The sequence below is a fragment of the Streptomyces sp. NPDC002888 genome (assembly GCF_042888465.1).
In the GTDB taxonomy this organism is placed as follows: Bacteria; Actinomycetota; Actinomycetes; order Streptomycetales; family Streptomycetaceae; genus Streptomyces.
In genome coordinates this window covers 135,742-160,754 of the sequence record NZ_JBIAPU010000011.1, presented here as the reverse complement: position 1 = coordinate 160,754, position 25,013 = coordinate 135,742, and the positions used below count along the sequence as shown (strand labels likewise).

Below are 25,013 nucleotides of genomic sequence, written 5' to 3'. Positions count from 1 at the left end.
CATGTCGTCAAGCCCGGTAGCCGGCCCGGCCGCCACCGGACCGTCCTCCGGAACCGACACCGCACCCACCGGCCGACCGGCCCCGGACCGCCCGCGCGGCGGTCCGGGCCGGCACGGCCGCAGGGTCCGGCCGGTGTCGGCCGGGGCCCGGCCCGGGCCGCGGCGGCGGGTCGCCAGGCACTGGCCGCAGTACCTGGCAGTCTCGCCGTACTACCTGCTCTTCTCGGTCTTCATGCTCTTCCCGGTGATCTACACCGTGTACCTGGCGTTCCAGAAGTGGGACGGCATCGGGGACATGCACTTCGTCGGATTCCAGCAGTTCCGCTTCCTGTGGGACGACCCGATTTTCTGGATGTCCATCCGCAACACCCTGGTCATCTGGGTGCTGTCCACGGTGCCGATGCTCTTCCTCGCGCTGGTGCTCGCGGTGCTGGTGAACTCGACCAAGCGTTTCACGGCCTTCTACCGGGTCGCCCTGTTCATCCCCAGCATCACCTCGCTGGTCGCCATCGCGATCTTCTTCGGCGCGATCTTCAGCAACAACTTCGGCCTGATCAACGCCATCCTCAGATCGGTGCACGTGTCCGCCGTGCCGTGGATGAGCAACGAGTGGACGATCAAGCTGGTGATCGCGGCGCTGATGACCTGGCAGTGGACCGGCTACAACGCGATCATCTATCTGGCCGGTCTCCAGGCGATCCCCTCGGAGCTCTACGAGGCCGCCAAGATGGACGGGGCCAGTCCGCTGCGGATCTTCTTCTCCATCACGATCCCGCTGCTGCGGCCCATCATCCTGTTCACCGTGGTCGTCTCCACCGTCACCGGCCTGCAGAGCTTCACCGAACCACAGGTGCTGTTCGGCAGTGACGCGGCCACGAACCCCAACTCCGGAGGGCCCGGCCAGGCGGGCCTGACCACGTTGCTGTACTTCTACCACCAGGCCTTCGACAACAACGACTTCGGCTACGGCGCCGCCATCGTCTGGGCCTTCTTCCTGCTGATCCTGCTCATCGTCCTCATCAACTGGCGCCTGGTGCAGCGTAAGGAGCGACGGCCATGAACGCCCTGAACCGCAAGCGTGTCCGGGGGCTGAGCGTCCATCTGATCCTGATGCTCGGTGTGGTCATCTCGGTGTTCCCGTTCTACTGGATCGTCGTCATGGCGACGAACACCTCGCAGGACATCTACAGCTACCCGCCGAAGCTGTGGTTCGGCGGCAACCTGATGACCAACGTCCAGCACCTCTTCGCCAAGATGGACTTCTTCGGCTCGCTGTTCAACACGGTGATCGTGGCGGTCTGTACGACGGCGCTGGTGCTGTTCTTCGACTCCCTGGCGGCCTTCGCCTTCGCCAAGTACGAGTTCCCCGGCAAGAAGATCCTGTTCGGCGTGCTGCTGTCGATGTACATCCTGCCGACGCAGCTGGCGATCATCCCGCAGTACGAGATCATGGTGCAGCTGGGCTGGCTGGGCACGCTCCAGGCGCTCATCGTGCCGGCCGCGGCGAACGCCTTCGGCATCTTCTGGATGCGCCAGTACACCAGCAGCGGTGTCCCCGACGAACTGCTGGACGCGGCCCGCATCGAGGGCGCCGGGTTCTTCCGCCAGTACTGGCACGTGGTGCTGCCCTGCGTGCGCCCCGCCCTGGCGTTCCTCGGCATCTACACCTTCATCGCCGCCTGGAACGACTACGTCCTGCCGTTGGTGATGCTGGTCAACCCGGACAAGCTCACCCTCCAGGTCGCGCTGGCGCAGCTGTACGCCGGTCACTCCACCGACTACAGCATGGTGATGGCCGGAGTGCTCCTCGCGGTCATACCGCTGGTGCTGGTGTTCACCTTCTTCGCCCGCGGTTTCATCGCCGACGCGACGAAGGGCGCCCTGCGCTGAGGAGCGCTCAGCCGCCGGCGTGAGCCTGCGTCCTGCGGGTGGTCGTCGAGGTCCGCAGCACGAGTTCCGTGGCGAGTTCGATGCGCGGGGACGCGGGCGGCCGCCCCTGGGAGAGGTCCAGGAGCACCCGGGTCGCCTCGCGCCCCAGCTCCTCGAACGGCTGTCGCACCGCGCTCAGCGGCGGGCACGCCATGGCCGCCACCAGGGTGTCGTCGAAGGACATGACGGCCAGGTCGCCGGGGACGGCGAGCCCGTGCCGACGAGCGGCCTCCAGCACGCCGAGCGCCTGCGCGTCGCTGGCCGCGAAGACGGCCGTGGGCGGGTCGTCGGCCCGCAGGATCTGCAGGCCGGCGGCGAGCGCCTCGGCGTAGTCGAAGTCGGTCGAGCGGACGATCGCCGGGTCGTAGGCGATCCGGGCCTCCTCCAGCGCGGCCCGGTAGCCGTGCACGCGCGCAGCCCCGGCCAGGGAGTGCGAGCGGCCCGCGACCATGCCGATGCGGGTGTGCCCGAAACACTTTCGGAAACGCGGCGCGTCGCCCGGAGGCGGAGCCGGGGCCAGGAGCTGTCCAGTCGGCGTGTATCGGGCCCACGACGGTCCGACAGTGACTCGTACCCCTGATGCCCGTATCCTCGTCAATGCCAGATTTTTCCGAAATGTGGATTATCGCAGGCGCGAATGAGGCGAGATGTGATTCGGTCCGGCGGGGATCCGACACCTACGGGGCGTGCGGCAGGTGGCACGGGACCCGCCCGTTCCCGTGAGCGGTTTCTCCAGGGCGAGCCGGTCGAGACCGGTGTGCGCACGTCGATCCTGGACTCCTGGCGACGCTGCCGGTCCCTGGCCCTCGCGCCGGACCGGTCGGACCTTCCCTTCCGGGAGGACTTCGATCCGGACGGCCGGATCGTCCGCGCGGCCGTGCCCGTGCTCGACCGGCTCCAGTCCAGGTTCGCCGGCAGCGAGATGAACATCTCCGTCGCCGACGCGAACGGGACGGTCCTCCTGCGCCGTTTCGGCCGGGCGTCCATGGCGGACCGGCTCCCGGCGATCCAGACCGTCCCGGGGTTCGTGTTCGCCGAGCAGTTCGCCGGTACCAACGGCATCGGCCTCGCCCTGGCGGAACGGCAGCTCATCCGCGTCTACGGCGCCGAGCACTTCGCCGAGCGCTCCCAGGGCAGCGCCTGCCGCGCCCTGCCCGTCCGCGACCCGCTCAGCGGGCGCATCGAGGGCGTCCTGTGCCTCGGCTATCCGCGCAGTGCCGAGGACCCGGCCCTGACCACCGTGATCCGTAAGGCGGCCGAGGCCATCGAGCGGCGGCTCCTCGCGCAGAGCTCCGAGCGTGAGCGGGCCCTGCTGCGGGCGTACCTGGACACCACGGCCGCCCCTCACCACGGTGTCGCGGTGGACGCGCTGTCCCTCGAACTGCATCCCCGCGACCACGCGATCGTCATGGAGAAGGCCGCCGAGCTGATCTCCGGCGGCCAGCGGGCCGCCGTCGACGTGCCCCTTCCCGACGGGCGACGGATCACGCTGGTGAGCCGCCCGCTCACGAGCGCCTCCGGGGTGGAGGGCGTCGCCATCGAGGCCGTCCTCCCTGGCTCCGCACCGGGCGAGCTCCTCGTCATACCGCGCCAGACCGACGAGCCCGCGCGCACGTCCGGCGAGCCGGGGCGTCGCATCGACGAGCCGCCGCGCCAGAACGACGAGCCGCTGGGGCCGCTCGTCGTGCCCGGCGTCACCCCCTTCCTTCCGCTGTTCGGGCCCGTTCCCGTCGCCGCCGCGCCCGCCCGCCTCTCCGTCGGCGGGCCGCCGTCCGCGCACCTTCCCGACGGCGCACCCGGCCAGATCCTCACGAACGGCACGGACGGTGCGGACGGCAGGACCGTGGCGGCCGCCGAAGCCGGCGGTGTGACGGGTGACGGCTCGGACCCGCCGTCCGGGGCGAGGGGGCTCGTGCTGGTGGGGGAGCCGCACGTGGGGACGTACGCCCTGGACGCGCGGCGCCGCCTGGAGCTGCTGTCGGAGGCCGGCGCCCGGATCGGCACCACCCTGGACGTGCGCCGCACCGCCGAGGAACTCGCCGAGACGGCGGTCCCACGACTGGCGGACTACGTCACCGTCGACCTGTCCGAAGCCGTGCTGCGCGGCGAGGAGTCCGCCGACCCGATCGACGACCTGCTGCGCACGGTGGTCCACGGCATCCGCGACGACCTTCCCTTCAGCCCCGTCGGCGCGCGGGTCGGCTTCGGCCCGACGACACCGCAGCTGCGGAGCCTGACCAGCGGGGAAGCGGTGCTGGAACCCGACCTGAAGGCCGCGGCGGGCTGGCTCGCGCAGGACCCCGAGCACACCGAACGGCTGCTGGGCCACGTCCACTCGCTCATCGCGGTCCCGCTGGTCGCCCGCGGTGTCGTCCTGGGGGTCGTCGGCTTCTACCGCGGGCACGACCCCACCCCCTTCGACGACGACGACTGCTCGCTGGCCCGGGAGCTCGCCGCACGCGCCGCCCTCTCCGTCGACAACGCCCGCCGCTACACGCACGAACGCGCCATGGTCCTGGCCCTGCAGCGCAGCCTGCTCCCGCACGGCCTGCCCGAGCAGGACGCCGTCGAGGTCGCCCATCGCTACCTGCCCGCCGAATCCGACGTGGGCGGAGACTGGTACGACGTCATTCCCCTCTCGGGGACCCGCGTCGGCCTCTTCGTCGGCGACGTCGTCGGCCACGGCATGCTCTCCGCCGCCACCATGGGCCGGCTGCGCACCGCCGCCCGCAGCTTCGCCGAACTCGACTTCCCGCCCGACGAGGTCCTCACCCACCTCGACAACGTCGTGGGGCGCCTGGACCGGGAGGATCCCGTCGCCGGTCCCGGCATGATCGGCGCGACCTGCCTGTACGCCGTCTACGACCCGACCTCGCAGCAGTGCACCATGGCCCGCGCCGGCCACCCCCCGCCCGCGGTGGTCCGCCCCGACGGCACCGTGTTCTTCCCCGACCTGCCGGCCGGGCCCCCGCTCGGCCTCGGAGGGCTGCCCTTCGAGTCCGTCGAGGTCCACCTCCCCGAGGGCAGCGAGCTGGTCCTCTACACGGACGGACTCATCGAGGACCGGCACCGCGACGTCGACGCGGTCCTCGACCAGCTGCGCGGAGCCCTGGCCCATCCGCAGCTCACACCCGAGGAGGTCTGTGAGACGGTCCTTGACACCGTGGCTCCCGCGCACCCCTGCGACGACATCGCCCTGCTCGTCGCCCGCACCCATGCCCTGGACCCTCGCCGGATCGCCACCTGGGATCTGCCCGCCGACCCGGCCCTGGTCAGCGAGGTCCGTGCCGGCGCCCTGCGGCAGCTGGCCGAGTGGGGACTCGACGAGGCCGCGTTCGCGGCGGAGCTGATGCTCAGCGAACTGGTCACCAACGCCATCCGGCACGGTGCCGGGCCCATCCGGGTACGGCTGCTCCACGACCGCACCCTGATCTGCGAGGTCTCCGACAGCAGCAACACCGCCCCGCACCTGCGCCGGGCGGCCAGCACCGACGAGGGCGGCCGCGGCCTGTTCCTCGTCGCGCAGCTGGCGCTGAGCTGGGGGACGCGCTACATCCCGGAGGGCAAGGTCATCTGGGCCGAGTGCGGGCTCGACGGCGTGCAACGCACGGAGGGTGGAATGCCTGAAATGGCATGATTTGACCCGCTAGTATCCCTCGTGATGAACGTCGGGAAGATGGAACCTCTGGTCCGTGTCCGAGGGCTCCGCAAGCAGTTCGGCGGGACCCTCGCGCTGGACGACGTCGACCTCGACGTCCACGCCGGTGGCGTCCTCGCCCTCCTCGGCCCCAACGGTGCCGGAAAGTCCACGCTCATCAAGGTGCTCGCCGGTGTCCACCACGCCGACGCCGGGCAGGTCACGGTGGCCGGGCACCCGCTCGGGAGCCATGCCGCCACCCGCAGCATGTCCTTCATCCACCAGGACCTCGGTCTCGTGGAGTGGATGACGGTCGCCGAGAACATCGCCCTCAGCACCGGATACCAGCGACGCGCCGGTCTGATCTCCTGGCGGCGCACCCGCGAGCACTGCTCCGACGCCCTGCGGACCGTCGCCGGACACCTCGACCCCGACGTGCCGATCGCCCGGCTCGCCCCGGCCGAGCGTTCGCTGGTCGCCATCGCCCGGGCCCTGGCCGCACGCGCGAGGCTCATCGTCCTCGACGAGCCCACCGCCCGCCTCCCCGCCGCGGACTGCGCCCGGCTCTTCCGCGTCCTGCACGCCCTGCGCGACCGAGGGCACGGCATCCTCTACGTCAGCCACCGCCTGGACGAGGTGTACGAGGTCGCCGACTCCTTCGCCGTCCTGCGCGACGGGCACCTCGTCAGCCACGGCCCGCTGGCGGCCCACAGCCCCGCCCGACTGGTGCGCGACATCGTCGGCGAGGAACCGACCGACTACCGCCCCACCACGGTGCCGGCCGGCGGCCCGGCCGTCCTGACCCTCGACGGCGTACGGACCCCCGGTGCGGGACCGGTCGGCCTCCAGCTCGGGGCGGGCGAGGCCCTGGGGCTGGTCGGCCTCTCGGGCGCCGGACACATGAACCTGGGCCGGGCCCTCGCCGGTGCCCGGCCCCTCCTCGACGGGCGGGTCCTCCTCGGCGGCCGGCGCTACCACCCCGGCACGGTCGCCGACGCCGTCGGCCTCGGTGTCGCGCTGGTGCCCGGCGACAGACAACGCGAGGGGTGCCTGGCCGACCTGACCGTGCGGGAGAACCTGCTGGCCAACCCCCACGCGGGAGGCCTGCCCGCGTCGCGCTGGATCAGCCCCCGCCGTGAACGCGCCGCGGCCACCGCCCTGGCCGAACGCCTCTCGGTGCGTCCCCGCGACAGCGAGGCCGTCATCGCCACCCTGTCCGGCGGAAACCAGCAGAAGGTCGTGATCGGCCGATGGCTGCGGGGTGGCCTGCGCGTGCTGATCCTCGAAGAGCCCACGGCCAGTGTGGACATCGGTGCCAAAGCCGCGATCCACCGCCTGCTCGACGAGGCGCTGGCCGCGGGGCTCGCGGTCCTGCTCGTCTCCAGCGACTTCGAGGAGGTCGCGAGCGTGTGCCGACGTGCCCTGGTCTTCGTCCGCGGGTCCGTGACGGCCGAGCTGAGCGGTGCGGCCCTCACCGTCGCCGGGCTCACCCGGGCGGCTTCGGCCGTGCCCCCCGCCGGGACCGCGGCGAACCCATGACCGCCCCGTCCTCCCCGTTTCCGCCCCGCCCGCGACGGCGACGACAGGACGGGCCGAGCCGACTCGGCCGCCTGGGCGGGCACCTCGTCGGCGCCTACGGCCTCGTCGCCCTCACCGTCCTGCTCTGCCTGTTCTTCTCCCTCACCCTGCCGCGCACCTTCCCCACGCTGGACACCGTCGACGCGATCCTGTCGAACCAGTCGATCCCGGCCGTCCTCGCGCTCGCCGCCATGGTCCCCATCGTGACCGGCTCGTTCGACCTCTCCATCGGCTATGCCCTGGGACTGGCGCACGTCATGGTGCTGCAGCTCGTCGTGAACGACGGCTGGCCCTGGCCGCTCGCCTGCCTCACCGTGATCGTCGGAGGGGCGGTCGTGGGCGTCCTCAACGGTGTCCTCGTCGAGTTCGGCCGCATCGACTCCTTCATCGCCACCCTCGGCACCGGCAGCATGCTGTACGCCGTGACCGGTTGGGTCACCGACGGCGGCCGGATCGTCCCGGGCCCGCAGGGCCTCCCGGCCGCCTTCACCGACCTCTACGACTCCACGTTCCTCGGCCTGCCGGTCCCCGCCTTCTACGTCCTCGCCCTCGCCGTCGTCCTCTGGGTGGTGCTGGAGCGGCTGCCGCTCGGCCGGTACCTCTACGTCATCGGCTCCAACCCGCGCGCCGCCGACCTCGTCGGCATCCCGACCCGCACCTACACCGTCTACGCCTTCACCGCCTCGGGGCTGATCGTCGGCTTCGCCGGTGTGCTGCTCGCGGCCCAGCAGCAGATCGGCAACCCGAGCGTCGGCCTCGACTATCTGCTGCCCGCCTTCGTCGGCGCCCTGCTCGGCTCCACGGCGATCAGACCCGGGCGGCCCAACGCCATGGGCACACTGGTCGCCGTCGCCGTCCTCGCTGTCGGCCTCACCGGCATCGGCCAGATGGGCGCCGACTTCTGGACGGTCCCGCTGTTCTACGGCGGCACCCTGCTCGTCGCCGTCGGCCTGGCCGGTTACGCCGCCCGCCGCAGGCTGCGCACCGGCGCCGCCCTGGCCCGCGACTCGCCCGCCGCACCGCCTCGCCCGCCCGCTCCGCCAAGTCCGCCGACCTCCCCGACCGACGACACCGGCCCGGCAGACTCCCCTCCCTGACCCACTCTCCCCAGGGCACCACCTCCGTGCCCTCCCGCCGCTCATTCCTCCGCGAGGAGCTCCCGTGCACGGCAACCGCAAAGCCACCCCCGGCGCCCTCACAGTCCGGCTCGCCGCCTGCGCGCTGCTGGGCACGGCAACCGTCCTCGTCGGCTGCGAACGCGGCTCGTCGGACGGCCCGGGGGGCTCCACGACGGCCCCGAGCGGCTGCCCCGCGGTCCAGGCCAGGGCCCAGGCGTCCGTGAGACAGGCGGAGAAGGCCGACATCCCCTGGAACGGGCCGACCAGCGGCCCGACGGCGGTGTCCGGCAAGACCCTCGTCTTCGTCGCCCAGACCATGACCAATCCCGGAGTCGCGGGCGCGGCGAACGGCGTGAAGGACGCGGCACGGGAGATCGGCTGGAACGTCCGGGTGATCGACGGCGGAGGCACCCCCGCCGGCGTCCAGGCGGCGATGAGCGAGGCCCTGACCCTCAAGCCCTCGGGCATCGTCATCGGCGGATTCGACCCCGACTCGACCTCGCGGCAGGTCGCGCGGGCCGACGCGGCACGCATCCCGCTCATCGGCTGGCACGCGGTCGCCACCCCCGGTCCCAGCCGGCGGCCCCCGCTCTTCACCAACGTCACCACCAAGGTCGAGAACGTGGCCGCGATCAGCGCGCAGTGGGTGATCGCGCAGTCCAACGGCAACGCCGGGGTCGTGCTCTTCAGCGACGCCTCGATCCCCTTCGCCCGGAACAAGGCAGAGCTGATCAGGAAGCAACTGCGCACCTGCTCAGGGGTGAAGCTCCTGTCGTACGAGAACATCCCGATCCCGGACGCGAGCAGCCGCACCCCCCGTGAGGTCTCCTCCCTGCTGTCCCGCTTCGGGAGCAAGTGGACCTACTCCGTCGCCATCAACGACCTGTACTTCGCCGACGCGGCCCCCGCCCTCCGGGCGGCCGGTCGGAAGGGCTCCGGCCCGCCGTTCAACATCGGCGCCGGTGACGGTGACCCCTCCGCCTTCCAGCGCATCGAGAACAGGCAGTACCAGGCGGCCACCGTGCCCGAGCCGCTGTCCCTGCAGGGCTGGCAGATCATCGACGAGTTCAACCGCGCCTTCTCCGGCCGTCCCGCCAGCGGATACGTGGCCCCCGTGCACATCACCACGGCCGCCAACAGCGCGGGTGCCACCACGTGGGACCCGACGGGCTACCAGGAGGCGTACCGGAAAATCTGGGGCAGGTAGAAGAACGGTCGTCAGCGGGCCGCACGGCGTGGGTGCCTCACGCCGGGACGTACTCGGTGAGCAGGAGTGCGATGTCGTCCGCCCGGTCCGTCGACCGGCGGGCCTCCCGCAGCAGGGCGTCGGCCACCTCGTCCAGGCGGCTCCCGCCCATGCGGGCCAGTGAGGCCCGGAGCCGCTCGAGGCCGGAACCGATGTCCGAGTGGCGCCGCTCGACCAGCCCGTCCGTGTACAGGGCCAGGACCGATCCGGGCGCGAGGCGCAGCTCCGACTCCGGATAGGCGGCCGGCGCCTCGACGCCGAGCAGCGGGCCGCCCGGCACGTCCAGGATCTCGGTGTGTCCGTCGGGCAGGCGCAGCAGGGGAGGGCAGTGGCCCGCGCGGACGATGCGCACGACGCCCGAGGGGGGATGGACGCGGGCGTAGCAGCAGCTGGCGAGCAGCACGGGGTCGAGGTCCAGGTGGAGCCGGTTGGTGCCGGCGACGACCTCGGCGGGCCGGTGGCCGGCGGTGACGAAGGCCCGGACCGCGCTGCGCAGCTGGCCCATGACGGCCGCGGCGGCGACGTTGTGCCCCTCGACGTCCCCGACGATCAGCGCGACCTCCTCGCCGGTCGGAATGACGTCGTACCAGTCGCCGCCGATGTCCATTCCCCTGGTGCTCGGCAGGTAGCGCCCGGTGACGCGCAGGCCGGGCACTGTGGGCAGCCGGTGCGGCAGCAGTCCGTCCTGGAGCCCGCGGGCGAGGGCGAACTCGGCGTCGTAGAGCCTGGCGCGTTCGAGGGCCTGGGCGATCAGGCCGCCCAGCGCGGTGAGGACGCCGCGCTCCTCCTCGGGGAACCGGTGGACCTCGTCGAAGCCGAGCATGCAGGCGCCGACCGGGCGGTTGGAGGCGATCAACGGCAGGAACGCCCAGGAGTTGGAGTGGGCGGCCAGGATCCCGGGGTACGTCTCGAGGAGCTTCTCCCGGGACTCGATGAACAAGGGAGCGCCGGAGGTCAGCGCGTCCGTCACCGGCAGCCGGGCGTGCAGCGGGGTGCCTTCGAACCGGGCGAGGAAGCGCTTCGAGTAGCCGCGCTGCGCGATCTGGCGCAGGCGCCCCTCCTCCACCACGGCGATCGCCAGCCTCTGGCCGCCGAACGCGGGCAACAGCTGGTCGGCGACGGCATCGCACACCTCGCGCGCGGTGACGGCCTCGGTGAGGGCGCTGCCCAGCTGGAGCACGCGGTAGAGGGCGCCGAGGCGCGGGGCCACGGGCGGGGGTGCGGAAAGGACGGGCGGCGCCTCCTCCGGGACGGGCGTACCGGGTCCGGTGTCGGCCGGGACGGGCTGATTCACGGGTGCCGCCCACCCCGTCATGCCCTGTGCGCCCGGGTGGAGGGAGAAGACCAGCCACTCGTCGGGCGGGCGGCGGACCAGGAAGGAGACCGGTTGCTGGGAGACCACGGCGGCGCGGTAGCGGTCCTCGTACACGGGATCCGCCAGCCACGGCAGGACGTCCCAGGGGCGGTGGCCGAGCAGTTCGTCCTGGCGGACCCGCAGCAGACTCTCCAGGCTGTGGTTGGCGTAGGCGACCCGTCCGTCCGGGGAGAGCGCGAAGAAGCCGTCCGCGAGCCGCTCGATCGCCGCGACGGCGGCCATGCCGCTCCCCGAGTCGAGTACGGCGCCGACCAGATGGGACGACGCCTGCGGGTCGTCCGGGCTGCCGGGCACCCGTCCCCACAGCTCCACGAGGCGGTGGCCCCCACCTCTGTCCAGGATGCGCAGGCAGTGCGCGAGCACACGGCCCCGCGTGACGGCGGCACGGGCGGCGGACCGGAAGCCGGGCAGATCCACCGGTTCGATCCTGGCCGCCAGGGTGTCCGCCCGTCCGTCGAACTCGCGCGGCGGGATCGCGAAGATCGCGCACAGTTCGTCGTCGGCCGTGAGATCTCCCGTGTCCAGGTTCCAGTCGAAGAGGCCCACCCGGATCACCGGTGCGGACGGCACCGGGACCACCATCGGAGCCGTCTCGTCGTCGTACTCGCCGAGTGCCCCGTGTGCGCTCAGGCCGGCGAGGGTGGTGCCCAGACGGTCGGCCACGGCGTGCAGCTGTCGGCGTTGCCCTCTCGACAGCCCCGTCCCGTCCGGCATGGACGTCCACACCACCGCCAGCGCCCCGAAGGTTCGCCCGCCGGATCGCACGGGGACGGAGGCGGAGCCGAACGGGTAGGGCACGGCCAGCGAGAGCTGGGGGAAACGCCGCATCGTCTCCTGCGCGCCGGCCAGGTGAACCATGCGGCCCGAGCGGTAGGCGTCCGCCACCGGGATACGGCTGTTCACCGGGATCCGCCGCCACCCGCCGAGCAGGGAGGGTGGCGTCCCGCACGCCGCGGCCAGGACGAGCGAGCGACGGTCGCCGGAGACCAGGAACACGCTTCCGGCATGCGCTCCGGTCGCCTCCACGGCCCGGACCACGGCGCTGACCAGCGCGTCGTCGCGCTCGGGCGCCTCGCTCACCGGCGCGGCGCCGAACGGGTACGCGTGCGATGCCACAGCGTTGGCCGACACGTTGCCCTCGATCACCCGGCAGAGTTTGTCCCATTTTAATGGGATTATCTGCGGTCGACGGCCCTCAGAGGCGGCCAGTGGACGCGGCAGGCCCTCCGTCAGTCCTTTCCGGTGAGGAGCCGTCGTGGATTGGTGATGCGGAACGCGTACGCCGCTGCTCCGCCCAGGCCGAAGCCGGGGTGCTGGGGCGGCTGGGCGTAGGGCCGGTCCGAGCCCTGTACGACGGCGTCCACACCGAGGGCGCGGACGACGGCGTCGACGGCGGTCGGACCGTACGAGGACGTCTCGACGAACACGTCCGGGTCCCCGAGGCCGCCCCCGTCGCCGCGGGCGGCGAACCGCTCCCCGTGCAGCGGGGCGAGCCCCGCCAGCAGCGCGAAGCACACCCGCAGCCGTGGATGGCGCGGCCGGCCGAAGGCACGGAAGGCGAACCAGGCGGCGTGCATCTGCTGCACGTAGGGCACCATCGCGGGCCACCAGCCGGGCCCCGTGGGCTCGGCGGCCGCGGGGCCCGGGTGGACGAACAGCGGCAGGCCGCGCTCTTCGAGCAGGTCGAGCAGGGGAGCGCAGCGCGTGTAACCGGTCGCGTCGGCAAGGGCGTTCGCGGGGAGCTGGAGGCCGGCGAAGCCCTGGTCGAGCACGGCGGCCGTCGCCCCGGCGTCGATGTCCCGTACGCAGGCGGCGGCCCAGGCGCCGAACGGCTCGGGGAGTGCGGCCGCGCCCTCGTGGTAGGCGTCGAGCAGGGGCCGCGCCTCGGCCGCGGGCAGCCACTCCACGCCGATCGGGGCGGACAGCGAGACGAGCGCCCGGCCGAGCCCGTCGGTGGCGGCGAGCTCCGTACGCCGGGCGACATCGTGGTCGGCGGGCGGGATCCCGTAGGGCGGCTCACCGTCCAGGAACAGGGTCCAGCCGTCCAGGAACGGGGGTGCGCGGCGGGAGCGCAGGGCCGCCACCAGCGAGGGGGTCCACAGATGCTGGTGCACGTCGACGTTGGTCATGACGCTCCTCCCACCAAGGCTGACGCCCCTCCTGTCAAGGCGCCCCGTGCGCTTTGGACGCCGTCGGAATCCAGGATCTCGCGACTCACCACCTTCACGTCCACCCCGCGGGGTCGACTTCGTCCAGGAGTAGCCGTCATCGCTGCCCGGGCCCGGGCTGAGGGGTGTTGAGGCTGGTCGGCCGGGTCCGGAGGACCACCTCGACCGAGGACAGCGCGAAGCGCACCGCGCCGGTGAGGACGGCGTCGTCGCCCAGGGCGGACAGGTGCCAGCCCGGCGGGTCGACGAGGAGGCCGTCGGCGTGGTGCTGGGCGGCGGCCAGCAGGGTCTTCGCCGCGGGGAGCAGGGCCGGGTCGGGGAAGAGCCCGGTGCCGAGGACGACCAGGGCCGGGTCGAGGGCGAGAAGGACCGGGGCGAGTCCTTCGGCGAGCCGCCGTCCGTACGCCTCGACGGCGGCGACCGCGTCCGCATCGGCCGCAGCCGCGTCACGAACGGTGCCGGTGGGGAGCGGATCCAGTCCGGGGCTGTCGGTCGGGCCGCCACCGGAGAAGCGGATGAAGCCGATCTCGCCGGCCGCGCCGTGGTGGCCGCGCAACAGGCGGCCACCGGTGATGACGCCGGAGCCGAGGCGTTCGCCGAGCAGGACGAAGACCATCTCACCTGTCGCGGGGTCGGGCACCGCCTCGCCGGCCGTCCCCCCGACCCCGCGCCACTGTTCGCCGAGCGCGGCCAGGTTGGCGTCGTTCTCGACGGCCACCGGACAGCCGAGGAGGTCGCGCAGGACGCCGGCGACGTCCACCTCGGTCCAGGTACGGAGGTTGTCGGCCTGGCGGACGCGGGTGTTGTCCCGGTCGACCAGGCCGGGGGTGCCGAGCGTGGCGGCCCACACTCGGGAGGCGTCCACGTCCGCCCGGTCCAGGGTGGCCCGGATCGCCGAGGTCACCGCCCGCGCGCGGGCCGGTCCCGTGACGTCGGCGCGGACCGCGCGGCGCTCGACGGTGACCGGTTCGCCGTCGAGGTCGGCCAGGCAGGCGGTGACGGACCGCGGCCGCACGTCGACGCCGACGACGAAGCCCGCATGGGGCTGGAAGCGGAAACGGCGGGCCGGGCGACCGGGGGAGCGCTGCCCGCGGGCGGACGGCGTGGGAGCGACCTCGATGAGGCCGCGGTCGACCAGTTCCTCCACGATCGCCTCAACGGTGGGCCGGGACAGGCTGGTTGCTTTCACCAACTCGGACAGCCGGGGGTGCGGGTCGGCGGAGCGGACGACGGCGAGCACGGCCGCCGCGTTGGTGGCGCGCAGGTCGGCCACGCCCACGACCGAGGGGACCGCCGACGGCGTGCGCGGCTCCGTGGCACCGCTGAGCGGCCACAGGGCATCCGGTTCCGATGTGGGCAAGGGTCGACCTCCTGCTGTCGGGAACAGTCTGCACGCCGCTCTTGACGCGCCCTGGCCGGAACTCGATTATGAAACGCAACTGCTTTATTAAAACACTCGGCGCCCGCATCTGCCCGCGCCCCCCGCACCTCCATGGCACTCGCCCGCGCAGCACCCCCTCTCCCGCCGTTCCAGGAGTCCGCCATGAGCCACGTTCCCGCTCCACCGTCCAGACGCGCGTTCCTCGCAGCCGCCGCCGGCTCCTCGCTGCTCGTCGCGTGCGGCAGCTCTCTCACCCCCGGCGCCAAGTCCTCCGACGCGAACAGCGCGTCCCCCGTCTCCACGGCCGTCCCGACCGAAAAGATCACCCTGGTCGTCGCAGACGCGGACGACACCACCATGACCCCGGAGCTGCTCGCGGCGTTCCGCGAGAAGTACCCCAACGTCAGCTTCAAGCGCCAGTACACCGGCTGGGACGACTACCTCAAGAGCATCAACACCACGATGTCGGCCGACTCCGCCCCCGACATAGCCCAGTTCGTCTCCGGCATGAACAACCTGGTCAAGGGGCACCTGCTGCTCGATGTCGGCGGCTACGGCAAGGCGTACGGCTGGGCGGGCAAGTTCCCCGGCCTGGACCAGATCACCTTCAGCGCCGACGGGAAGACGGCCGGCACCGGCGCCCTCTACGGCGTGCCCGGCGGGCTGTCCTTCGAGGGCGTCTACTACAACAAGGCCAAGGTGCGGAAACTGGGCCTGACCGTGCCCCCGGCCACGGTGGCCGAGCTGGAGGCCCTGTTCGAGAAGGCCAAGGCCACCGGGGAGACCGCGCTCGTCGCGGGCAACCTCGACGGCGGCCTCAACCACCCCTTCAACGTGCTGCTGTCGGTCCACCTCAAGCCGGCGGACCGCGAGGCCTGGGCGTTCGGCCGCAAAGGCGCCAAGATCACCGGCCCCGAAGCGGTCACGGCCGCGAGTACCCTCAAGCGCTGGGTCGACAAGGGCTATGTCACCCCCAAGGTCAACGGCACCAGCGACAACGACGCCACCGCCGCCTTCGCCAAGGGCGAGGGCGTCTTCCGGATCAGCGGCAACTGGGCCGCCGCCGCGGTCGACAAGGGCCTCGGTGAGAACGCCGGGCTGTTCACCATGCCACCGAGCACCGAGGGTGGCCCCCTGCGCACCACCGGAGCCGGCGTCTACTACTGCGTCTCCAGCAAGTCGAAGAACCAGTCCGCCGCAGCCGCCTTCCTGGACTTCTGCGCCACTCGGCAGGCCTCCGCCGTCACCGCCAAGGCGGGCTTCATGGCGCCCGACGCCGGCGCCATGCCACACCAGACCGGCCTCCTCGGAGACGTACGGACCGGCTGGCAGGCGATCGTGAAGGACTCCGGGCTCCAGCCGTTCATCCAGAACGCCTCCACCCCGACGATGCCCGACACCCTCACCACGCAACTCCAGCTGCTCGCCGGGGGCAAGGTCACCGTCGAGAAGTTCCTCGCGGCCCTCCAGGCCGACTTCGACCAGTTCCACTCCTGACCGGCCCGCCTCACGACATGACGACGACCACCACACCTCGACGGGCAGCGCGCCCCGTCCACAAGGACACCGGCCCGCCGACCCGCTCGCCGTGCACGACCCGCAGGCGCCGCCGCGCCGTGGCGCTGCTGTACGCCCTGCCGGCGCTGCTGCCGTACACCCTGTTCGCCGTCCTCCCGGCCCTGCACACCGCCTACCTGTCGCTGTTCGACTGGGACGGGGTGACCCTGCCGTCCTTCACCGGACTCGACAACTACCGCCGGGTGGCCACCGATCCGCAGCTGCGGGCGGCGGCCTGGCACGCCGGGGCGCTCATCGTCTTCTTCTCCGTCCTGCCCATCACCATCGGCCTGGTGTCGGCAGCCCTGGTCGCCCGCCGGTCGGGCCGCCGCGGCACCTCACTCATCCGTACGCTGCTCTTCCTGCCACAGGTCGTGCCGCTGGTCGCGGTCGCCGTCATCTGGCGCTGGGTGTACGCCGAGGACGGCACCCTCAACCAGGCTCTGCGGGCGGTCGGCCTCGGCCGGCTGACCGACTCCTGGCTGGGCAGCTTCACCTGGGCGCTGCCGGCCGTGGGACTCGTCGGGACCTGGGTGGTGGCGGGCCTGTGCATGGTGCTGTTCCTGTCCGGGACGCAACGCATCGACCAGGAGATCTACGAGGCCGCGCGGATGGACGGCGCGGGCCCGGTCCGCGAGTTCTGGTCCATCACCGTCCCGCTGCTGCGGCCGGAGATGGCGGTTGCCCTGTCGATCACCGTGATCGCCGCCCTGTCCAGCTTCGACCTGATCTACATCACCACCGGCGGCGGCCCCGGCAACAGCACCGTGGTGCCCGGGATCCTCATCTACCGACTGGCCTTCGGCGGCGGCGCGGTGGGCTTGGCGAGCGCGCTCGCGGTGGTGCTGACAGCCGTCATCTCAGTGGCCGTCGTCATCATCAACCGACTTGCCAGGAGCCCATCATGACGGCGCGTCAGCCACGAGGACTCGCGGCACCCGTCGTACTGACGGTCTTCGTGGCCGCGGTGGTCGTACCGTTCCTGTCCCTGCTCCTCGCGTCCCTCCAGCCCGCGGGGACACCGCTGACCGGGCTCGCCCGGCCGGACGGCGTCCACCTGGAGAACTTCGTCCACGCCTGGTCCGCCGCGGGCTTCGGGCCGCTGCTGCGCTCCAGCGCCGTGATCGCGCTCGCCGTCGTCCCCGCGGCCGTGGTGTGCGCCACCCTGGCCGGGTACGCGCTGGCCACCATGGACGTCCCTGGCGGCGGCAAGCTCTACGGCTACCTGCTGCTCGGGCTCTCCATCCCGACCGAGGTCACCGTCATCCCGCTCTACTACGACCTGCGCGCCCTCGGGCTCACCAACACGGTGCCGGGACTGGCCCTCGCCGAGATCGCCGCCTTCATGCCGTTCGGCGTCTTCTGGATGCGGGCCCACTTCGCCACCGTTCCGCGCAGCCTCATCGAGGCCGCCCGGCTGGACGGGGCCTCCTCCTGGACGACGCTGTGGCGCGTGCTCATGCCCAGCTCCCGCCCGGCCGTGACCACCCTCGGCGTCCTGTACTTCGTATGGAGCTGGAACCAGTTCCTGCTCCCGCTGATCCTGATCCAGGACCCCGCGAAACGCACCGCCCCGGCCGGACTGGGCTTCTTCACCGGCCAGTACGACGTCGACGTTCCCCTGCTCGCGGCGGCCACGCTGATCGTGATCGCCCCGGTCGTCCTCGTCTACCTGTTCTTCCAGCGGCATTTCATCAACGGCGTGCTCAGCGGCGCCCTCAAGGGCTAGGAGACCCCCACCCGATGGCACAACTCGACGTCGCGCTGATCGGCGCGGGCGGCATAGCACGCGCCCATCTGCCCGCATGGACCGCACTCGGCGCCCGAGTGCGCGTCTACGCCCCCGACGGCCAAGCCCCCACCCTCGCAAGCGAGTTCGGCCAGACCGCGGTCGCCTCACGCGAGGAGGCCATGGACGGTGCGGACGTGGTCGACGTCTGCACCCCCACCGACACCCACCACGAGATCACCCTGGCCGCCGTGGCCTCCGGGGCACACGTCCTGTGCGAGAAGCCGCTGGCGCTGCGGGCCGCCGACGCCGCGGAGATGGCCGCCGCGGCCGCGGCCGCGGGGGTCCGGCTCTACCCGGGGCACGTGGTGCGCTTCTTCCCTGCCTACGCCAGGCTGCGCGCCCTCGTAGCCGACGGCGGACTCGGCCGGGTCGCCGTGGCCCGCTTGACCCGCACCGGCCGGTACCCGACGTGGAGCGGCTGGTTCGCCGACCCGGCGCGCTCCGGCGGGATCCTGGTCGACCAGATGATCCACGACATGGACATCGCCCGCTGGCTGTTCGGCGAGGTCGTCCGCGTCCACGCACACCAGAGCGGCCACCTCACCGCCCCGGCACCCGAGGGCGCGGTCGCCACCGGGACCGCGGTGCTCACCCACGAGAGCGGCGTCATCACCCAGATCGTGGGCGTGTGGGCGCCGCCCGCCACACCGTTCCGCACGACCTTCCACCTCGCCGGCACCGGCGGAACGGTACGGCACGACTCGCTCGCCTCGCCCGGTCTCCGGACCGTCGGCGCGGTGGGCGCCGGCGCGGCGGAGGGCATCCCGGCGGGCGACTTCGGCGAGTCGCCGTACACCACCCAGATACGAGAGCTCGCCGACGCCTTCGCGGGGGGACCCGAGCCGCGCGTGGGCCCGGCGGACGGTGTGGCGGCCGTCCGTATCGCCGCGGCCGCCGCCGAGTCGGCCCGGACCGGACGGGCGGTCGAGCTCGGCACGCCGCGCGAACCCGAAGGAGCATCCGCGTGAGGATCGCCGTACTGTCCTTCGCCCACGTCCACGCCCCGACCTACGTCGAGCTGCTGCGCGACCGCGACGACGTGGAGCTGCTCACCGCCGACCCCGACGCCCCGCCGGACGACCCGGACCGGGGGGCGGCGCTGGCCGAGCGGCTCGGCGTGGCGTACCTCGCCGACTGGGACGAGGTGTTCGCGCTGCGGCCCGACGCGGTCATCGTGACCAGCGAGAACGCCCGGCACCGGCATCTGGTGGAGCGGGCCGCCGCGGCCGGCGCGCACGTCCTGTGCGAGAAGCCGCTCGCCACGACGGAGACGGACGCCCGGGCGATGATCGACGCGTGCGCCCGCGCCGGAGTCGGCCTGATGACCGCCTACCCGGTCCGCTTCGGCGCGGCCTTCGCCGCCCTCCACGGCGCCGTCGCGGACGGCTCGCTCGGCTCACTGGTCAGCGTCCACGGCTCCAACAACGGCTGGAACCCGGCCGCTTCCCGGCCGTGGTTCGGTGACCGGGACCTCGCGGGCGGAGGCGCGGTGATGGACCACACCGTGCACATCGCCGACCTGATGGACGTGCTGCTCGACGGCGAGCAGGCGGTGGAGGTCTACGCCCAGGCCAACGACGTCCTGGGCCCGGCGGACGCGGACGTCGAGACGGCGGGACTGGTCACCGTCCGCTACCCCGGCGGTGTCGTCGTCGCCATCGACTGCAGCTGGAGCCAGCCGAAGGACCACCCGACCTGGGGCGGCCTGGCGCTGACCTGCGTGGCCGAGCGGGGGATCGTGGAGTTCGACGCCTTCCCCCGGCTGCTCGGCGGTTTCGACTCCCACACCGCCCGCCCCCGCTGGGAACCCGGTGGCGACGACCTCGACGCGGCCATGCTGGAGGAGTTTTTCGACGCCGCCCGTACCGGCCGCCGCCCCCGGCCGGACGGCGAGGCGGGACTGCGCAGCCTGCGCGTCGTCCTGGCGGCCTACGCGTCACTGCGGACCGGGCAACCCGTGCCCCTGCCCGACACAAGCGAGGACAATCCGGTACGGATCCTCCCGCCCGAGTGACTTGGCTCTCATGGCAAGGTGGGCACATAGCCGCGACCATGGTGTTCCTCACCAGCAGCCCGAAGGGACCGAGGATGCTCCGCAAGGTACTGGTCGCCAATCGCGGCGAGATCGCGATTCGCGCCTTCCGCGCCGGATATGAACTGGGCGCGAGGACCGTCGCGGTCTTCCCCCACGAGGACCGCAACTCGCTGCACCGGCTCAAGGCCGACGAGGCCTACGAGATCGGCGAGCCGGGGCACCCGGTGCGGGCGTATCTCTCCGTCGAGGAGATCATCCGCGCGGCCCGGCTGGCAGGCGCCGACGCCGTCTACCCGGGCTACGGTTTCCTCTCCGAGAACCCCGAGCTGGCCCGGGCCTGCGAGGAGGCCGGCATCACGTTCGTCGGGCCGAGCGCGCACATCCTCGAGCTCACGGGGAACAAGGCGCGCGCGGTGGCAGCCGCCCGCGCGGCCGGCGTACCCGTGCTGGGCTCGTCGGAGCCGTCCACCGACGTCGACGAGCTGGTGCGGGCCGCCGAGGACGTCGGCTTCCCCGTGTTCGTCAAGGCGGTCGCGGGCGGCGGCGGCCGTGGCATGCGCCGCGTCGAGGACCCCGCCGCGCTGCGCGAGTCCATCGAGGCGGCCGCGCGCGAGGCGGCCTCCGCGTTCGGTGACCCCACCGTCTTCCTGGAGAAGGCCGTCGTCGAGCCCCGCCACATCGAGGTGCAGATCCTCGCCGACGGACAGGGCAACGTCATGCACCTGTTCGAACGCGACTGTTCGGTGCAGCGCCGCCACCAGAAGGTCATCGAGCTGGCACCCGCCCCGAACCTCGATCCGGCGCTGCGCGAGCGGATCTGCGCCGACGCCGTACGGTTCGCCCAGGAGATCGGCTACCGCAACGCGGGCACCGTGGAGTTCCTGCTCGACCGCGAGGGCAACCACGTCTTCATCGAGATGAACCCGCGCATCCAGGTCGAGCACACGGTCACCGAGGAGGTCACCGACGTCGACCTCGTGCAGTCACAGCTGCGCATCGCCGCCGGGGAGACCCTCGCCGACCTCGGTCTCTCCCAGGAGACGGTCACCCTGCGCGGCGCCGCGCTCCAGTGCCGTATCACCACCGAGGACCCCGCCAACGGCTTCCGCCCGGACACCGGCCGCATCAGCGCCTACCGCTCGCCCGGCGGCTCCGGCATCCGCCTCGACGGCGGCACCACCCACGCCGGTACGGAGATCAGCGCGCACTTCGACTCCATGCTGGTCAAACTCTCCTGCCGGGGCCGGGACTTTCCCACCGCGGTCCGTCGCGCCCGGCGTGCCGTGGCCGAGTTCCGCATCCGCGGCGTGGCCACCAACATCCCGTTCCTGCAGGCCGTCCTCGACGACCCGGACTTCCAGGCCGGTCGGGTCACCACGTCGTTCATCGAGCAGCGCCCGCACCTGCTGACCGCACGCCACTCCGCCGACCGCGGCACGAAGCTGCTCACCTACCTCGCCGACGTGACCGTCAACAAGCCCCACGGCGAGCGGCCCCAGCTGATCGACCCCACCACCAAGCTGCCGCGCCCGACCGTCACCGAGCCGCCCGCCGGTTCCAAGCAGAAGCTCACCGAACTCGGTCCCGAGGGCTTCGCCCGGTGGCTGCGCGAGGCACCGACCATCGGCGTCACCGACACCACGTTCCGCGACGCCCACCAGTCGCTGCTCGCCACCCGGGTGCGCACCAAGGACATGCTCGCCGTCGCCCCCGTCGTGGCCCGCACGCTGCCCGAGCTGCTGTCCCTGGAGTGCTGGGGCGGCGCCACCTACGACGTCGCCCTGCGCTTCCTCGCCGAGGACCCCTGGGAGCGCCTCGCCGCACTGCGCGCCGCCGTCCCCAACATCTGCCTCCAGATGCTGCTGCGCGGCCGCAACACCGTCGGCTACACGCCGTACCCGACCGAGGTGACCGACACCTTCGTCCAGGAGGCCGCGGACACCGGCATCGACATCTTCCGGATCTTCGACGCGCTCAACGACGTCGGCCAGATGCGTCCCGCCATCGACGCCGTACGGGCCACCGGCACGGCGATCGCCGAGGTCGCCCTGTGCTACACCTCCGACCTGTCGGACCCGTCGGAGCGGCTGTACACCCTGGACTACTACCTGCGCCTGGCCGAGCAGATCGTCGAGGCGGGCGCACACGTCCTGGCGGTCAAGGACATGGCCGGGCTGCTGCGCGCCCCCGCCGCCGCGAAGCTCGTCTCCGCCCTGCGCCGCGAGTTCGACCTGCCCGTCCACCTCCACACCCACGACACGGCGGGCGGCCAGCTCGCCACCTACCTCGCCGCGATCCAGGCCGGCGCCGACGCCGTCGACGGTGCGGTGGCCTCCATGGCCGGTACGACCTCGCAGCCGTCGCTGTCCGCGATCGTCGCCGCGACCGACCACTCCGAGCGGCCCACCGGCCTCGACCTGCGCGCCGTCGGCGACCTGGAGCCCTACTGGGAGAGCGTCCGGAAGATCTACGCACCGTTCGAGGCGGGCCTCGCCTCACCGACCGGCCGCGTGTACGACCACGAGATCCCCGGCGGTCAGCTCTCCAACCTGCGCACCCAGGCGGTGGCGCTCGGCCTCGGTGACCGCTTCGAGGACATCGAGGCGATGTACGCCGCCGCCGACCGGATCCTCGGCCACCTGGTGAAGGTCACTCCCTCGTCCAAGGTGGTCGGCGACCTCGCCCTGCACCTGGTCGGCGCCGGGGTGGCGCCGGAGGAGTTCGAGGCGACGCCGGACAGGTTCGACATCCCCGACTCGGTCATCGGCTTCCTGCGCGGTGAGCTCGGGACCCCGCCCGGCGGCTGGCCCGAACCGTTCCGCAGCAAGGCGCTCCAGAGCCGCGCCGAGGCCAAGCCGGTGCGGGAGCTGGCCGCGGAGGACCGTGCGGGACTGGAGAAGGACCGGCGCGCCACGCTCAACCGGCTGCTGTTCCCCGGGCCGACGCGCGAGTTCGAGACCCACCGCCAGACCTACGGCGACACCAGCGTGCTGGACAGCAAGGACTTCTTCTACGGCCTCAGGCCCGGAAACGAGTACGCCGTCGACCTCGAGCCCGGCGTCCGGCTCCTCATGGGGCTCGAAGCCGTCGGCGAGGCCGACGAACGCGGTATGCGCACCGTGATGTCGACCCTCAACGGCCAGCTGCGGCCGATCCAGGTACGCGATGCCGCCGCGTCCTCCGACATCCCTGTGACCGAGAAGGCCGACCGCTCCAACCCCGGCCATGTCGCCGCCCCGTTCGCCGGAGTCGTGACGCTCGCGGCCGCCGAGGGCGACGAGGTCGACGCCGGCGCCACGGTGGCCACCATCGAGGCGATGAAGATGGAGGCCGCGATCACCGCCCCGAAGGCGGGGCGCGTCTCCCGGCTGGCGATCAACAAGATCCAGCAGGTGGAGGGCGGCGACCTCCTGGTCGAGATCGTGTGAGGCGAGATCGTGCGGGGCGAGATCGTGCGGGTCGGACCGCGGGTAGGCGCCCGCGGTCCGACCGTGAGGGGCACCACTGATCGACTGGTGACGACCGGGACTCCGGCGTACGGTCGAACGGTGGAATCAGCAGTGGACGGAGACGTCCACTGACCCTCGTGAGGGCTGGACCCCCGAGAGTGCGAGCGCGATGACCAGCAGCCCAAAGCCGACTTCCTCACCCCAGACCACCACCCGCGAACCGGGCGGTGGCGGAAACGCCATTGCGCTGCTGGTCATCGCGTCGTGTCAGCTCATGGTGGTGCTGGACATCACCATCGTGAACATCGCGCTGCCGGACATCCAGCGCTCCCTCGACTTCTCCACGACCAGCCTGTCCTGGGTGGTCAACGCGTACACCCTCACCTTCGGCGGTCTGCTGCTGCTCGGCGGCCGGGCCGGCGACATCCTGGGCAGACGGCGCGTCTTCATCTTCGGCGTCCTGCTGTTCGTGCTCGCCTCTCTCCTCGGCGGGCTCGCCCAGAACGAGGCCCAACTCCTCGGCGCCCGCGCCCTCCAGGGCGTCGGCGGCGCCATCGCGTCCCCCACGGCCCTGTCCCTGATCAGCACGACGTTCCCCGAAGGCCCGGACCGCAACCGGGCGTTCGGGGTCTTCGCCGCGGTCTCGGCGGGTGGCGGTGCGATCGGCCTGCTCGCGGGCGGCGTGCTCGTCGAGTGGCTGAACTGGCGGTGGGTGCTCTTCGTCAACGTCCCCATCGGCCTGCTCATCGCCCTCGCCACACCCCGCTACATCAAGGAGTCCGAACGTCACCCGGGCCGCTTCGACGTCACCGGCGCGCTGACCTCCACGGTGGGCATGGTGCTGCTGGTCTACGGCTTCATCAGAGCGGCCCAGGAAGGCTGGCGGGACGCCCTGACACTGGCCTCGTTCGCCGCGGCCGTAGTCGTCCTTGCGGTGTTCGTCCTGGTGGAGAGGCGCTCCCGGCAGCCGATCACCCCGCTGCACATGTTCGCCGACCGCAACCGAGCGGGAACCTACGGCATCATGCTGTGCCTCGCCGCCGCGATCTTCGGCATGTTCTTCTTCCTCACGCTCTTCGTGCAGAACGTCCTGGACTTCAGCCCGCTGGCGGCCGGGCTGGCGTTCCTGCCGGTGAGCGCGGTCATCGCGATCGGCGCGGGTCTGGCCTCACGGTTCCTGCCCACGTTCGGCCCCAAGCCCTTCATGGTGGTGGGCGCGATCCTGGCGGCGGCGGGACTGGCCTGGCTGACCCTGACCGACGTCCACTCCACGTACGCGGGCAGCGTCCTCGGCCCGATGCTCGTCTTCAGCCTCGGCATGGGCATGGAGTTCGTCTCGCTGACCCTGATGGCCCTCTCCAACGTCCAGACCGAGGAGACCGGCGCGGCCTCCGGCCTCCTCAACGCCACCCAGCAGGTCGGAGGCTCGCTCGGACTGTCCATCCTGGTCACGATGTTCGGTACGGCCAGCACCAACGAGGCGGAGAAACAGATCCCCCTCTTCCTCGAGCAGGCCACCCCCGCCGAACGCCTCCAGTTCCAACGCACCGGCCAACTTCCGCCCCCCTGGGGCGACGAGGTCCTCACCGCCGGAGTGTCGGCCGCCTTCATCATGGCAGCGATCTTCACCGCCCTCGCCGCCCTGGTGGCCGTCGTCGTCATCCAGGTCCGCCCCTCCGACCTGGAACGCCTCCAGGGCGGGTCGGGCGCCGGACCGGTCTGAGGGGTCCTGCACCATGCCCGCCCGG

Annotated in this window: 17 protein-coding genes; 13 read left to right on the top strand and 4 right to left on the bottom strand. The window is 72.2% G+C overall.

Annotated elements, in window-relative coordinates:
• The first annotated feature begins 1 nt into the window (after position 1).
• Both ACFYWX_RS19740 and ACFYWX_RS19735 read left to right on the top strand, forming a co-directional pair.
• On the top strand, positions 2 to 1,060 hold the full coding sequence (locus ACFYWX_RS19740) for a carbohydrate ABC transporter permease (RefSeq protein ID WP_389425329.1): 1,059 nt from the start codon (positions 2 to 4) through the stop codon (positions 1,058 to 1,060).
• On the top strand, positions 1,057 to 1,890 hold the full coding sequence (locus ACFYWX_RS19735) for a carbohydrate ABC transporter permease (RefSeq protein ID WP_389425328.1): 834 nt from the start codon (positions 1,057 to 1,059) through the stop codon (positions 1,888 to 1,890). The genes ACFYWX_RS19740 and ACFYWX_RS19735 overlap by 4 nt, the downstream gene beginning before the upstream one ends.
• Before the next feature lie 7 nt (positions 1,891 to 1,897).
• Here ACFYWX_RS19735 and ACFYWX_RS19730 read toward each other — a convergent pair whose 3' ends face one another.
• Complete coding sequence (locus ACFYWX_RS19730; RefSeq protein WP_389425327.1) at positions 1,898 to 2,527, bottom strand: substrate-binding domain-containing protein; 630 nt, start codon at positions 2,525 to 2,527, stop codon at positions 1,898 to 1,900.
• A 51-nt stretch (positions 2,528 to 2,578) separates the two neighbouring features.
• Here ACFYWX_RS19730 and ACFYWX_RS19725 point away from each other — a divergent pair, with 51 nt between their 5' ends.
• The 4 genes from ACFYWX_RS19725 to ACFYWX_RS19710 all read left to right on the top strand — a co-directional run bounded on the left by ACFYWX_RS19725 (position 2,579) and on the right by ACFYWX_RS19710 (position 9,469).
• Positions 2,579 to 5,566 (top strand): SpoIIE family protein phosphatase, encoded by a 2,988-nt coding sequence (locus ACFYWX_RS19725; protein WP_389425326.1) that lies wholly within the window; start codon positions 2,579 to 2,581, stop codon positions 5,564 to 5,566.
• A 39-nt stretch (positions 5,567 to 5,605) separates the two neighbouring features.
• Complete coding sequence (locus ACFYWX_RS19720) at positions 5,606 to 7,105, top strand: sugar ABC transporter ATP-binding protein (RefSeq protein ID WP_389425325.1); 1,500 nt, start codon at positions 5,606 to 5,608, stop codon at positions 7,103 to 7,105.
• Entirely contained in the window at positions 7,102 to 8,241 is a 1,140-nt protein-coding gene (locus ACFYWX_RS19715; protein WP_389425324.1) for an ABC transporter permease, read from the top strand. Before ACFYWX_RS19720 ends, ACFYWX_RS19715 begins: the two co-directional genes overlap by 4 nt.
• A gap of 64 nt (positions 8,242 to 8,305) precedes the next feature.
• Positions 8,306 to 9,469, top strand: coding sequence for a substrate-binding domain-containing protein (locus tag ACFYWX_RS19710; RefSeq protein ID WP_389425323.1), 1,164 nt, complete (start codon positions 8,306 to 8,308; stop codon positions 9,467 to 9,469).
• Between the two features lie 37 nt (positions 9,470 to 9,506).
• Here the strand turns inward: ACFYWX_RS19710 and ACFYWX_RS19705 are convergent, their stop codons facing one another.
• The 3 genes from ACFYWX_RS19705 to ACFYWX_RS19695 all read right to left on the bottom strand — a co-directional run bounded on the left by ACFYWX_RS19705 (position 9,507) and on the right by ACFYWX_RS19695 (position 14,411).
• Complete coding sequence (locus ACFYWX_RS19705; RefSeq protein ID WP_389425322.1) at positions 9,507 to 12,029, bottom strand: SpoIIE family protein phosphatase; 2,523 nt, start codon at positions 12,027 to 12,029, stop codon at positions 9,507 to 9,509.
• Positions 12,030 to 12,112: 83 nt separating this feature from the next.
• Positions 12,113 to 13,012: an amidohydrolase family protein gene (locus tag ACFYWX_RS19700; protein WP_389425321.1), complete on the bottom strand. Its 900-nt coding sequence runs from the start codon at positions 13,010 to 13,012 to the stop codon at positions 12,113 to 12,115.
• A gap of 136 nt (positions 13,013 to 13,148) precedes the next feature.
• Positions 13,149 to 14,411: an ROK family protein gene (locus ACFYWX_RS19695; protein ID WP_389425320.1), complete on the bottom strand. Its 1,263-nt coding sequence runs from the start codon at positions 14,409 to 14,411 to the stop codon at positions 13,149 to 13,151.
• Positions 14,412 to 14,594: 183 nt separating this feature from the next.
• On the opposite strand from ACFYWX_RS19695, the gene ACFYWX_RS19690 reads away from it, so the two are divergent.
• The 7 genes from ACFYWX_RS19690 (at position 14,595) to ACFYWX_RS19660 (ending at position 24,988) form a co-directional block, all read left to right on the top strand.
• Positions 14,595 to 15,929, top strand: coding sequence for an ABC transporter substrate-binding protein (locus ACFYWX_RS19690; RefSeq protein ID WP_389425319.1), 1,335 nt, complete (start codon positions 14,595 to 14,597; stop codon positions 15,927 to 15,929).
• Between the two features lie 17 nt (positions 15,930 to 15,946).
• Positions 15,947 to 16,897, top strand: coding sequence for a carbohydrate ABC transporter permease (locus ACFYWX_RS19685; RefSeq protein ID WP_389425318.1), 951 nt, complete (start codon positions 15,947 to 15,949; stop codon positions 16,895 to 16,897).
• Positions 16,894 to 17,718: a carbohydrate ABC transporter permease gene (locus ACFYWX_RS19680; RefSeq protein ID WP_389425317.1), complete on the top strand. Its 825-nt coding sequence runs from the start codon at positions 16,894 to 16,896 to the stop codon at positions 17,716 to 17,718. Before ACFYWX_RS19685 ends, ACFYWX_RS19680 begins: the two co-directional genes overlap by 4 nt.
• A 14-nt stretch (positions 17,719 to 17,732) precedes the next feature.
• The gene (locus ACFYWX_RS19675; RefSeq protein WP_389425316.1) at positions 17,733 to 18,749 is read left to right on the top strand and encodes a Gfo/Idh/MocA family protein; all 1,017 of its coding nucleotides are present in this window, start codon (positions 17,733 to 17,735) and stop codon (positions 18,747 to 18,749) included.
• Positions 18,746 to 19,795, top strand: coding sequence for a Gfo/Idh/MocA family protein (locus ACFYWX_RS19670; protein WP_389425315.1), 1,050 nt, complete (start codon positions 18,746 to 18,748; stop codon positions 19,793 to 19,795). The genes ACFYWX_RS19675 and ACFYWX_RS19670 overlap by 4 nt, the downstream gene beginning before the upstream one ends.
• Positions 19,796 to 19,869: 74 nt before the next feature.
• Positions 19,870 to 23,244: a pyruvate carboxylase gene (locus tag ACFYWX_RS19665; protein ID WP_389425314.1), complete on the top strand. Its 3,375-nt coding sequence runs from the start codon at positions 19,870 to 19,872 to the stop codon at positions 23,242 to 23,244.
• A gap of 190 nt (positions 23,245 to 23,434) precedes the next feature.
• On the top strand, positions 23,435 to 24,988 hold the full coding sequence (locus ACFYWX_RS19660) for an MFS transporter (RefSeq protein ID WP_389425313.1): 1,554 nt from the start codon (positions 23,435 to 23,437) through the stop codon (positions 24,986 to 24,988).
• Positions 24,989 to 25,013 lie beyond the last annotated feature (25 nt).